Source organism: Shewanella sp. DW31 (assembly GCF_015767295.1).
GTDB lineage: Bacteria > Pseudomonadota > Gammaproteobacteria > Enterobacterales > Shewanellaceae > Shewanella > Shewanella oncorhynchi.
This window is the reverse complement of record NZ_JADWMP020000001.1, coordinates 445,885-457,790: the sequence shown is the minus strand read 5'-3', so window position 1 is coordinate 457,790 and position 11,906 is coordinate 445,885. Positions and strand designations below refer to the sequence as shown.

14 protein-coding genes are annotated in these 11,906 nt (G+C 43.8%); 5 read left to right on the top strand and 9 right to left on the bottom strand.

The features are described 5' to 3' along the window. Positions 1-6 precede the first annotated feature (6 nt). Complete coding sequence (locus tag GWI56_RS01940; RefSeq protein ID WP_131523939.1) at positions 7-1,722, top strand: GGDEF domain-containing response regulator; 1,716 nt, start codon at positions 7-9, stop codon at positions 1,720-1,722. A gap of 179 nt (positions 1,723-1,901) precedes the next feature. Then, entirely contained in the window at positions 1,902-2,807 is a 906-nt protein-coding gene (gene rimK, locus GWI56_RS01935) for a 30S ribosomal protein S6--L-glutamate ligase (RefSeq protein WP_113939182.1), read from the top strand. Positions 2,808-2,865: 58 nt separating this feature from the next. Here rimK and GWI56_RS01930 read toward each other — a convergent pair whose 3' ends face one another. The 4 genes from GWI56_RS01930 to GWI56_RS01915 all read right to left on the bottom strand — a co-directional run bounded on the left by GWI56_RS01930 (position 2,866) and on the right by GWI56_RS01915 (position 5,543). Further along, positions 2,866-3,558 carry a TorF family putative porin gene (locus GWI56_RS01930; RefSeq protein ID WP_105250314.1) on the bottom strand — a complete coding sequence of 231 codons (693 nt, stop codon included), beginning with the start codon at positions 3,556-3,558 and terminating at the stop codon, positions 2,866-2,868. A 292-nt stretch (positions 3,559-3,850) separates the two neighbouring features. Continuing rightward, on the bottom strand, positions 3,851-4,123 hold the full coding sequence (locus GWI56_RS01925) for an HU family DNA-binding protein (protein WP_006079990.1): 273 nt from the start codon (positions 4,121-4,123) through the stop codon (positions 3,851-3,853). 159 nt (positions 4,124-4,282) lie between these two features. Beyond that, entirely contained in the window at positions 4,283-5,080 is a 798-nt protein-coding gene (locus tag GWI56_RS01920; protein ID WP_105250312.1) for a response regulator, read from the bottom strand. A gap of 82 nt (positions 5,081-5,162) precedes the next feature. Further along, positions 5,163-5,543, bottom strand: a complete 381-nt coding sequence (locus tag GWI56_RS01915; protein WP_105250311.1) for a hypothetical protein — start codon at positions 5,541-5,543, stop codon at positions 5,163-5,165. A gap of 127 nt (positions 5,544-5,670) precedes the next feature. Here GWI56_RS01915 and GWI56_RS01910 point away from each other — a divergent pair, with 127 nt between their 5' ends. Next, positions 5,671-6,180, top strand: a complete 510-nt coding sequence (locus tag GWI56_RS01910; protein WP_198571977.1) for a DUF4240 domain-containing protein — start codon at positions 5,671-5,673, stop codon at positions 6,178-6,180. Between the two features lie 13 nt (positions 6,181-6,193). Here GWI56_RS01910 and GWI56_RS01905 read toward each other — a convergent pair whose 3' ends face one another. Together GWI56_RS01905 and GWI56_RS01900 are read right to left on the bottom strand one after the other, a co-directional pair. Next, entirely contained in the window at positions 6,194-6,508 is a 315-nt protein-coding gene (locus tag GWI56_RS01905; protein ID WP_198571976.1) for a hypothetical protein, read from the bottom strand. Positions 6,509-6,643: 135 nt separating this feature from the next. Further along, a complete protein-coding gene (locus GWI56_RS01900; protein WP_105250308.1) occupies positions 6,644-6,952 on the bottom strand; it encodes a hypothetical protein in 309 nt (102 codons plus the stop codon). Positions 6,953-7,230: 278 nt separating this feature from the next. Between GWI56_RS01900 and GWI56_RS01895 the strand changes: the two genes are divergently transcribed. After that, a complete protein-coding gene (locus tag GWI56_RS01895) occupies positions 7,231-7,755 on the top strand; it encodes a DUF3016 domain-containing protein (RefSeq protein WP_198571975.1) in 525 nt (174 codons plus the stop codon). Positions 7,756-7,798: 43 nt separating this feature from the next. Here GWI56_RS01895 and GWI56_RS01890 read toward each other — a convergent pair whose 3' ends face one another. Both GWI56_RS01890 and GWI56_RS01885 read right to left on the bottom strand, forming a co-directional pair. Then, a complete protein-coding gene (locus GWI56_RS01890) occupies positions 7,799-9,556 on the bottom strand; it encodes a GGDEF domain-containing protein (RefSeq protein WP_198571974.1) in 1,758 nt (585 codons plus the stop codon). A 165-nt stretch (positions 9,557-9,721) separates the two neighbouring features. Further along, positions 9,722-10,030: a prephenate dehydrogenase gene (locus tag GWI56_RS01885; RefSeq protein WP_198571973.1), complete on the bottom strand. Its 309-nt coding sequence runs from the start codon at positions 10,028-10,030 to the stop codon at positions 9,722-9,724. A gap of 48 nt (positions 10,031-10,078) precedes the next feature. On the opposite strand from GWI56_RS01885, the gene GWI56_RS01880 reads away from it, so the two are divergent. After that, on the top strand, positions 10,079-10,981 hold the full coding sequence (locus tag GWI56_RS01880) for a TraB/GumN family protein (RefSeq protein ID WP_198571972.1): 903 nt from the start codon (positions 10,079-10,081) through the stop codon (positions 10,979-10,981). Between the two features lie 33 nt (positions 10,982-11,014). Here the strand turns inward: GWI56_RS01880 and GWI56_RS01875 are convergent, their stop codons facing one another. After that, positions 11,015-11,788, bottom strand: a complete 774-nt coding sequence (locus tag GWI56_RS01875) for a methyltransferase domain-containing protein (protein WP_198571971.1) — start codon at positions 11,786-11,788, stop codon at positions 11,015-11,017. Positions 11,789-11,906: the final 118 nt, after the last annotated feature.

Sequence of the window (11,906 nt, the reverse complement as noted above, 5' to 3'; positions counted from 1 at the left end):
GAGTATATGGATTTACTACTGATCGATGATGATGAAGTTGATAGAACTGCGATCATCCGAGCACTCAGACAGTCAAAGTTGACTTTTAATGTGGTCGAAGCAAATTGTGCATTTGATGGTTTAAATCTCGCATTAGAACGTCATTTTGACGGTATTCTATTGGATTATTTATTACCCGATGCTAATGGCTTAGAAGTGTTGATCAAGCTCAATGCCATGACGCAAGACCAGACCGTAGTCGTTATGCTGAGTCGCTATGAAGATGAGAAACTGGCTCAACGCTGTATTGAACTAGGGGCACAGGACTTCTTGCTTAAAGATGAGGTTAACTCGCGGATACTAACCCGTGCAATTCGTTATGCGAAACAAAGATCTTCAATGGCGTTGGCGTTACGCAATAGTCACCAAAAACTAAAAGAGCTAGCTGAACACGATTCGTTGACTAAGCTGGTTAATCGCTATGGTTTTGAACTTTGTCTTAATCGAGCGATAGCAAGGGCCAAACGTTGTCACGACTATTTAGCCGTTATCTTACTCGATTTAGATGATTTTAAAGCGATCAATGACACTCTAGGCCATCAGACGGGGGATATTCTTTTAGTTAAAGTAGCCGCTCGATTAAGTGAAGTACTACGAGATGGCGACATTATTGCCCGTTTAGGTGGGGACGAATTTGTCGTGCTAGTCACTGATAATGATTATAAATATTTCCCTATGATTGTGGCTAATCGATTGTTAAAAGTGTTTGAGGACGTGTTTTGTCTCGGTGATAACGATGTGCTTATTGGTGCCAGTATCGGCGTGGCTTTTTATAATGAAGCGGCTTCGAACAGTTCTGAGCTGATGAAATGTGCCGATATCGCTATGTATCGCGCTAAAAAAATGGGCCGAAACCAGATTCAGTTTTACTCAGAAGCTTTAGATAAAGAGGTGCGTTACCGTAATCATATCGAGTCGAGTTTGCGTACTGCCTTAAAAAGAAATGAATTTAAGGTTCATTATCAAGCGCAAGTGAATGCGAAAACCCATCAGCTGGTGGGGATGGAAGCCCTTATCCGATGGCAGCATCCTGTAGACGGCATTATCACCCCAGATCAATTTTTACCCATAGCCGAAGAAATTGGATTAATGGAGGACATTGATGATTGGGTGCTTGAACAAGCCTGTATTCAGGCACAGGTTTGGTTAACCCAATTACAGCCAACAGGGAGAGAATTTACCATTGCCGTTAACCTGTCTGCATCGCAAATTGGAAATGAGAACCTGTTTGATAAAATAGCGAATACGCTGACTAAGACAGGACTTCCTGCTGTAGCATTAGAGCTTGAAATTACTGAGAATTGCCTTATTGAAGATCCCCATGAACATGCCAAAATGCTCGATAGAATCGCCGAGTTAGGGGTGCGTTTTGCCCTTGATGATTTTGGGACGGGTTTTTCGTCCTTAGAACATATCAAATTGTTTCCCATTAGCGTGCTGAAAATCGATAAAAGCTTTGTCGCTTCCTATGATAAGGATGATAAAGACACTCGTTTGCTCGCTGCATTACTTAACTTCGCCCATGGGTTTAATGTCATATCAGTAGCTGAGGGCGTTGAAACAATTGAGCAGGCTGAGTTTTGTACTTCTCGCCATTGTACTGTATTACAAGGTTATTTGTTTTCTCGTCCCTTAGATGCAACGGAGTTTGAGGCTAAGTATATTCTGCCGCTGTTAACTTAAACCGAGTTCCGAGTGTGATAGGTCTTGAAGTATTTCATTAGCATAATGATTTCGTCTGGTGAGGAATATTTTCTTGCTTTACACTGAGCAATAGACAAATATCAGCCCCTTTTTCTGTCGCTGTGCTTTTGGTGCCGCAGAACGGTTTATTCACTCATGCTTAAGTTGGTCACTCAGCAATGAAAATAGGTATTTTATCCCAATTCCCCCAGTTGTATTCAACACAACGTTTAGTCGCGGCTTGCCAAAGTCGTGGACATGAAGCGGTCGTGATCAATACGCTGAATTGCTATATGAATATTAATTCTATTAAACCTAGCATTCATTATGAAGGTACTGAATTAGTTGGGTTTGATGCCATCATTCCGCGTATTCATGCTAGCGTGACTTTTTATGGTTGTGCCGTTGTACGTCAGTTTGAAATGATGGGCGTATATGCCGCGAATGATTCAATCTCCATTGCGCGTTCGCGGGACAAATTGCGGGCACTGCAACTACTTTCCCGCAAAGGGATTGGCATGCCAGTGACGGGTTTTGCCAATAAGCCAAATGATATCCCTGATCTCATCAATATGGTGGGCGGCGCTCCGTTAGTCATTAAATTACTCGAAGGCACTCAAGGGATTGGTGTCGTACTCGCTGAAACTAAAACGGCTGCTGAGAGCGTGATTGAAGCATTCTTGGGGCTCAAAGCGAATATCTTAGTGCAGGAATACATTAAAGAATCCAATGGTAGTGATATTCGTTGTTTTGTTGTCGGTGACAAGGTTGTTGCTTCGATGAAGCGTCAAGGTCCCGAGGGAGATTTCCGCTCAAATCTGCATTTAGGTGGTTGTGGTGAGGTGGTAAAAATCACCTCTGTTGAGCGTAAAATGGCTATTGCCGCTGTGAAGGCGATGGGATTGGTTGTCGCGGGAGTAGATATTTTACGTTCTAACCGTGGTCCACTGATCCTTGAGGTTAATTCGGCGCCAGGCATTGAAGGGATTGAACAAACAACAGGGATTTCAGTGACTGAGCCCATTGTTGAATATATCGAGAAAATGGTTGCGGCCCGTAAAACAAACCGGTCAATTATTGCCTAGTAGGTGATGGTGATAAAATGACGCCACTTTTTAAGGTGGCGTTTTTTATGTTTAGAGCTTATAGATCAAAACTGTAGGAATATCCGAGTACTAGTTTGGCATCATCATCGGTGAGATCGGTATCAGAGACCATAAATGACACTGTGCCTATGCTGGTATCTGCGCTGAGAGTCACGTTATAGTCGGCATAATTATCTTCGCCAAACCAAGATTGGACGACATCACCGTTTGAGTAACCATAGTGCACTGATAAACTCAGCTTTTCAGTGAGAGGAACGGATACCGTCGCGGCAAGATAACTGAGATCTTTATTATCTAAAGGATCGGCGGCCAGATCGTCACCGGCATTGATGACTTGGGAGTAAGCCAGTTCGAGCCATTTCCACGTGACAGCAGCATGGAGCTCACCAAAATCAATACTGCCCGGTGCGTCTGGATAGGCGTAGTAGAGATAGCCAAAGTCGTAGCTGATGTCTTCGGTAATACTGCCGCCATAACCCGCATATAGATCAAGCTCGTAGCTAGTATCATCACCAAAATCCACATTCGATGCCCAAGTTCCCGCATAAAATCCAGAATCGTGGCTGTAGTCAAGGCCACCTTGGATTGCGACCGCATCTTTAGTTTGGGTCGCACCGCGCCATAGATAATTAGAGGTACCGCCAATGTTGCCTGATACGGCTGCAAAGGCGTTGCCTGCCAGTAACATTCCCGTCGATAAGGCCAAAACGCTGTACAGTGATTTCTTCATGCTCATCCCCTCGATTGACTTATTTATCGATTCACCATTGGCACACTCAAAGTCAGCTGTGTTCATTAGTGCATCTTGGTTTTTTTCTAAGGAAGGATTTGCTAATCACATGCCACTATTACAATGCCATGTAAAACAAGGTATTAGAATTCGCAATGTTAATTAAATGTTTTTTTTTTGCCAGTTTGTGGGGCAGAGGCGCACTTTTGTTGTGCAAAAAATATTCAGTGCTTCACTGGGATTGGGCAAAAAAAACGCCTCACAATGGAGGCGTTGTATTGAATTTTATAACTTAGTTTACGCTGTCACGTAGGGTTTTACCCGCTTTAAACTTAGGCACTGTCGCTTCAGCAATTTGAATTTCTTTACCCGTTTGTGGATTACGGCCAGTGCGAGCGGCACGAGTCGCTGTTTCAAAAGAACCGAAACCTACGATGGAGATTTTGTCACCATTTTTCATTGATTCGGTAATAGCTGCTTCAAAAGACTTCAATGCGCGTGCTGCTTCTACTTTCGTTAGATCGGCATTTTCTGCAATTTTGGCGATTAGTTCAGTTTTGTTCATTTTTATTGTCTCTTCTTTCCGTAGATTTATTTGAAATAAGCGTGCCTAACATGCCATAAGGTTTAACACTTGGAAAGCCTTTTGCGTCTAGCGTGCAGCAGGATGTTCAGTAAAGCGCAGAATATTTACTCAGTTCGTGATTTAAGTTTTATTCTGGTTTTATTCTTCTAACAGTTGATAGAGTAATTTTTTAACAAGTTTGGGTTCAAAGGGTTTGTCACATAAGGCATTTACACCCGCTTGGGACACATTGCTGAGGTGGGTATCGTTGGCTTCGGAAGACACCATCAAGATGGGAATGTGTGATTGTTGGCTTTCATTGCGGATAAATTGTGTCAAAGCTAGCCCATCTACACTCGGCATATTGTAATCAGTGATCACTAAGTCGAACATATTGTGTTTCATTAACGCTATGGCTTGCGCGCCATCCTCGGCCTCGGTAATTAGCTTCATCCCTAAGTTACCAATTGTACGTTTAATGACGTTTCTTGCCATACGGCTATCATCGACCACTAATACACGCACATCTTGTACATCGAAATTACTGAGGTCGAGTTCATCGTGGCTGAGTAAATCAATCGTGGCATTCAATGCTGTACCTAAATGGTCGGCACTGAAGGGTTTAGGTAGAATCGCTACGACACCCGATTGGCGGAATATTTCAAGTTGTTCACGGCGGCACTCACTCGAGACCAGCATAAATTGGATATCTTTGCAGTCAGCGTTGGCCCTTAAGTAGCCCAAGAGATCGATGGCAGTGCCATCATCGAAATGCATGGCGCTCGCAATAAGGTCAGGTTTATGGCGAGCAATAATATCTTTAGCCGCTTCTATGTTTTCTGCGGTTTGAATGCTGAGAATGCCTTCTTGTTGTAAGCGCTGAATAATAATTCGACGCTGTGTCTCTGAAGGTTCTACTAAAAGAATGGAAAGTTCGCTGGGCGATAAATGGCTCATAGTCTACTTCAAGTTAAGAGTCGTAAGTATTTTACTGGGTCGCTAAGCTACGCTATTGATAACAGCTTAGCAACAAAGTCCATTACTGAGTTTGGCGGGTCAAATAGTGTCTCGTGACCTTAGAAAATGCGATCCAATACTGCACGAGTAAAATAACAATAATGCTCACTGTGAGTGGCAACATAGGAATGTTGTGGCCAGAAACAACTACTTTTACATCCTCAGGGGTAATGCGATAGGCAATAATTGCTGTAATCCCCAGTGCCGAGAATCCTAAGGTTTGCATGCCAATATAAATCTTCAACACTAAGCTAGACCACGGCGCCCGTATGAGTATGCCAACGAGCACGGGGAGGACACCTAGGGTGAATACATCAAGGGATTGAGTCATCACAGTACGCCAAAGTGCAGCAATGCTGAAGAGGCAATATAACGTGATCAGTAGTATAAGACGTTTAGGCATAGATTGAAGTGCACACCAGTAGCAAAGAAGATGAGCAAGTGTAGGAAATGCCCTAATCCGAGTCCAGTATAACCGTGATATCGTGTAGAATATGCCTTTTTGCTAGAGGCTCTAATAGGTGACGTTTATGACAGAAGTTGAGTTTTGGGGGTTAGTCACGCGAACGGAAGCGGCGCAATCACAGGAGTCTTTGACTCAAGCACTGAAGCAGAAACTTGCCGAATTGAGTAATGAAGAGTTAAAAGCTTTCGATAAAATCTTTGGTCAGCAGATGCGCCGTAGTTATTTGTGGTCTGTTTGGGGGGCGGCTTACATTATTACGGGCTGTGATTCTGAATATGCTTTTGCAGAGTTTAGGTGTTTTTTGATTTCACTCGGTAAAGAAATTTTTGACGGTGTGGTTAATCAGCCTGACACCCTAGCACGTTTAGTCGCTTGGCCAGAGCGAGATGCCTATGCTTACCCTTTTGTAGATGAATACGACCTTATCGCAGGGCAATTATACGAAGATAGAACCGGTGAGGAACTGCCCTTTATGCCATCGGGCAAGGCGACGCCCGCGGGTAAAAAATTTAGCACTAAGCCCAAGGATTTAAAGCTGCAATACCCTGAACTGAGTGCCCGTTTTCCATTTTAATCTTGGCAATACCTTACGAGCGTAAGCAAGCGTTGGTAGTGACATCGAAGGTCATGCCGTATTTAGGGCAGATGTCGCTCATAAACTCATGTTCTTGCGCGGTTAATTGTTGACTAAAATCTTGCTTAAGCTGCTCTGTCATTTGATGTTCAGCCGCATTTTGCGCCTGAGCCAATTTACTCAAATGAACAGTAACAGCCTGTTGCTGGCTGATGGTCAATGGTGCGGCATGGCTTGAAAGGCTGATACTCGTTCCGATTGTCAGCAGTGCCAATAAAGCGAGTTTTCGTGAATATGGGTTGAATAGATAAGCCGTTTTTAGGTTCATAGGTAAGCTCCAAGTTAAAAATTACGTTTAACACGTTAGTTCTAAATCGTGCATCCTTAGACGGTAAAGAAAACGAGTTGTACTGTGAGGAGCTGAGTTTATTGTATAAATATTGAACCTATGCTGAATGGTTAGTTAGTGCTCATTCTTCATTTCTTCGCATTGAAATCCTTGCTTACGAGTATCGAACTGGCACATAGATCCACATTCCCAAGGCACATTGTCGTAGAAGGCAGATTGTTCGCGAGCAAAATCGCGGCAAGTATTATAGCTGTCAAAGTTATCGGTTTTTTTATACTTTCCTGAATCATAGCCATGGTTGTAGATAAAGGCTGACCAAGTTTTAGGGCCAGTATTTTTGTCACTCGGGGAGATAAACCAAATCGCACTCACGACGCAGGTAAACAGGATAAGAATGAACACAGGTACAACAGGGAATTTCATTTTTTATTAAGTGGGCAATGTAAACAATAGCGGAAGGATAACGCTTTTTTTGTCGTTATGCGCGTGAAATGTTCACAAATTGATAACTATGCACTTACTTGGTGCAATTTCGATACAAAAAGATACGTATCGATTGTGATGGTTAAATAATATTTACTTAATTATACAAAAGCTTACGACACATTTGCTGTACTTATATCAGTTTTGCGTTAAGCTCTAGTTCAGGTTAGATTTTGTACTGTGGTTCTCAGAAAGTTATCTAGGCCTTGGAGGCAAACATGAAAATTCAGTCCCTTTTACTCGCAGGTGTATTAAGTTGCAGTGCGGCTTGGGCGGCCGATGAAGCGCCTGTGGATCCCATCACCGAAGATGGTGTGGTTAAAATTGTTTGGCAAAGTCCTAAAGATTATCGCGATATAAAATCATCAGGGGAGCTCCAATCCCGTTATGAGAAGCGCTTATTTGAAACATTAACAGAAAACATCAATAAAGAAGCTGCGAAGATTTTAAAACCAAATCAAAAGCTTGAAATGACCATTACCGATGTTGATCTTGCGGGTGATATGCGTCCAACATTTGGTGCGACCGCCAATGATTTACGCATTATCAAAGACATTTATCCGCCGCGTATGACTTTTTCTTATCAAGTCATGGAAAACGATAAAGTGATTATCGCGGGCGATGAAAAACTGTCGAATATGGGGTTCATGGATGGGATCCAATCTTTAAATGATAAACCTTTTATGTATGAAACCAAAATGTTAACCGAGTGGTTAAAGAAGACGATTGCACCACAACTTTAATATCTCATATCGGTCGCTAATGCTGAGTATTAAAGCTGTTTAGCTATGCTGTTAGTGCCTGAGTGTCGATAATTAGATGATTTTCTAACAGGTAAAATCCGTTATTTGCGGATTTTGCCTGTTTTTTTGCCCTAGCGCTTAAGGTCGATAGACTATGTTCATGGGCGTTAAAGGTGAGTGCGGGTGGTAAAATGCCTACACACAGACTGATCAATTGATGGTAACAGGCTTCACCTTTTCTATCGTCGGCGAGCATTTCCTGGGCCAGCCAGTGATCTGCGCTATAAAATAAATGCTTATGGGTTTCAAAATCCGCTAGAATTCGCTGGCAACGGCTGATCATATGCTCACAGGTGCTGATAATTACAAAGTCATCGCCGCCGACATGGCCAACAAAGCAATTGTCGCTTTTATACTTCAGTAACAGATTCGCCACTTCACAAATCACTTCATCGCCACGGCAAAATCCATAAATATCGTTATAGGGCTTAAAGTTACACAGATCAAAATAGGCTAGATAAAAATGTTTCTTTTGGATCTTAAGGCGTTTTAATTCCTCTTGAATGGGCACATTACCCGGCAAGTCTGTAAGAGGATTTGCATGGCGCGCCATCTTAATTCTGTGCTCTGTGATCCTTTGTAGCAGATCCTTGGTATGGCCTATGCCGAGTAGTTTACCACGGCGAAGGATAATGAACTGTTGTGCTACCGTATTAGCACTCTCTGAGGTCAGTAATTGACTTACGATGGATAATGGTTCGTTGGCCTCAATCTGGATGACTTGCGGGTCCATCACTTCACTCACAGCATGATTTTCATGTAAGGCGCGACCATAGGGTGTGCTGAAGAGTTCAAGTAAGGTCGCGCGGCTGATAATACCGAGTGGCAACTGGTTATCGACCACTACAACCGCCTGTAATGCAGGTTGCGAGATAAAGGTGTCACTTAAAAATTTGAGTTTAAGCGTGGGCGCTACGGTAATGGCGCTCGTGCACAGGCTCTCGGCCGATTCGCTGTATCTAGGTTGAATTTGAGTATTGCTCGGCACTAAGGTCGCTTTCATCGCGCGGCAGGGGAGCACTTCTGGACGACCGAGTAAGTAGCCTTGGCAATAGACGATACCCAGTTGTTTGAGTACGGCTAATTCCTCTTGCGTTTCAATTCCTTCGGCTATCACTTTGCAGGTTAAGCTTTGGCATAACTCCACAATCGAGCGGACAAATTCCTGTTTGACGGGAGTCGAATCAATCTGATGGATAAAGTGACGGTCGATTTTGACATAGTCGGGTGACAATTCTGACCAGAGTCTCAGACCCGAATAACCAGCACCTAAGTCATCGATCGCCGTTAAAAAACCTTGGCTACGATAGTGATTTAAGCAGGATTTGAGTAAATCGATATCATCGGCGGGATATTGCTCTGAAAGTTCAATCACAACCTGTGATGGCGCTATGCCGAGTTGTTGCAGCAGTTGTAAGGTCATGCCCTTAGGGTGGGCAGGATCTAATAATGCCTTGGGCGAGATATTGATAAACAGCTTGCCTTGAAACTGGCGCAACTTAAATTGCTCGAGTGAAATACGGCGACAAAGGGTTTCTAGCTCGCTTAATTTACCTTGATGTTCGGCGGTCTGAAATAGCGGGACTGGGGAGTATAACGGGCTGTGTTCAGGGCCACGGCTTAACGCCTCAAAACCATGAATTTTATGTTCTAATATATTGAAGATTGGCTGAAATAAGGGACTGATTGCAGCTTTAGAGATTATTTTATCGAGCTCTTTAGCCAGATCTAAACTTGTCATTACGTCAGCCCCTTCGTCTATGTGAGCGGAGTCTATGACTTAGAAATGACAAAATGATGACAGTTTTGGGGAAGCTTAGTGCTATCTATCTGTGTTGGTGGGCTTGATTGGATATGCCATGGAAAGAGCTGAAATCTAAGGTGAGTTTCAGCTCCTAATCTCGGTTTAGCTTTGCTTCTTAAAGGCCTGCAATGTTTGCAGTAATACGCCTAACTGACGCACATAGGTTTCGAGTTCTTTAGGATCGAGCGTTTGATGTTCTTCCATGCGAGTTAAGTCATCGACCAGCTCTTGCACATAGGGCAGAAAGCGATTACTCGAAGCGATAAAACCTTGTTCTGCCGTGAATATGCTGGTGAAGTTTCCATGGCCAGCTTTCTTTAGCTCATCTAACTTAGTGTCGGCGTCTATGGCTTGGCGATAGGCGATTTGAAGATTTTCTTTCAGTTGCTCTACAACCTTGGTATGTGGCATAACAGCGTCTCATTGCAAAATTTGCAGGAATTATAAGGGGCAAAGGATATGGCAACAAGCCAATGGCGACTAATTGCATCAATCAGTTTTCTGGCGTTAGCGGGTTTGAGCACAAAAGTGGCGGGTGCAGAAACCGATAAACCACCATTTTATCAATTGCAATGGCAAGGCAAGAGTGCGTATTTGCTAGGTTCGATTCATATTGGACGTGCCGACTTTTATCCTTTACCCACCCAAATTGAAACCGCGTTGGGTAAAGCTAAGGGCTTAGTCGTAGAAGTCGATATCAAGAAAGTCGATAGCACAGCCTTACTGCAGCAATACGGCCGCGCCGATAAAACTAAGGGTTTAGATTGGCAGAGCCGAGATAAGCAAACGGTCGAGAGCATGACGCCTTACTGCGCTGCCACGGCAAATGTTTGTCAGTCGATACAATCTTTTGCACCTTGGCTGCAGGCTACTCAAGTTAACTTATTGCGTTATAACGACTTAGGTTACAGCACGGATTATGGCGTTGATATGCAGTTGATGGCTCGATATGCGACTTTGCCTGTGTATCCGTTGGAAACCGCCGAGTCACAATTTCAATTGTTAGCGTCTTTTAATAGTCAAGAGCAGTGGTCTATGGTGCGTGAGGCGATTAGCGCATCGGATGCGGAGCTTTTATCGTTAATAACGGCTTGGCGTTCAGGTAATGAAACTGAGCTTGATGCCATAATGCAGGAGCAAATGGGCGGCGAGGGCGACACTAAAATGCTAGAGAAAATCCTCTGGCAGCGAAACCATGTGATGGCCGATGGCATTATAAAATTAATGGGCTCGATTGACGTGACTTCACCTTTGTTTGTGGTGGTTGGTGCTGGCCATGTGGTGGGGGATAAAAGCGTGGTGCAATTGCTAGAACAAGCAGGCGCCAAAGTGAGCGACTGCTGGAAACAGACTTGTCAGTAATCGTTTAAGCAGCGCGTTTGTAACGACGCGCGTTCACACTGCAAAGCTTTGCCCTAAAAAGTGCACATATCGGCCGAGGGAAATATAGGGTTCGCGTTGCGAGTACTCCAGCTCCATTTGTAGCAGCTTGTGATAGTCGAAATCCGCAGGCTGACTCTTTTTCAAATAGTCGTGGATTACACGCACGCCAGACTGGCTGATAAGTGACATTTGCCATTCGCTAAACCAATCTTTAACTTCTTGAATATAAAGCGGATGAGTGGGAGTTAGTCGCACTTTCTTCTTCACTTTTAAATCGGCGGCGACGTAATCGAAATTGCCAGACACTAAAGCATGAAAGCGCATGGCTTCTTTGTTGTAAAACATCAAAGAGAATAATCCGCCGGGTTTTAGCATAGTAAGTAAACCCGCTACGGTGGGCTTAGCATCCGTTAACCATTCGACGACTGCATGACACAGTATGATATCGAAATAGCCATGGTTATCGACCGATAATGCTTGGATAGGCGCATGGATAAGCTGGATAGCTAATGGTTCAGGTGAGGCATCAATTTGTTCTTTGGCTTGAGCCAGCATCTCAGCAGAGATGTCGCAGAGTACAACTTCGTGGCCGAGGCGCGCTAATCTTTGGCTAAAGTAACCAAAACCACCGCCCGCATCTAATACTCTGAGTTTTTTATCCCCCAGTTTTGCCAGCGCGGGGACGAGGTCGCGCCATAGCACTGCGGCACGAATTTCGCCCTTGGGCGTGCCATAGATGTTTTTCGCAAATTTTTGCGCGAGCTTATCAAAATTCTTATCTTGCACGTGATAACTAGGTTAAAGAGAGTGGAACGATAGTGTGACACAGTCGTAAATTTTTCGCACTCTGGAGATGTTATTGCCGAGTTGAGATGGATAAATTTGCATCGTTAATTCTTAATGT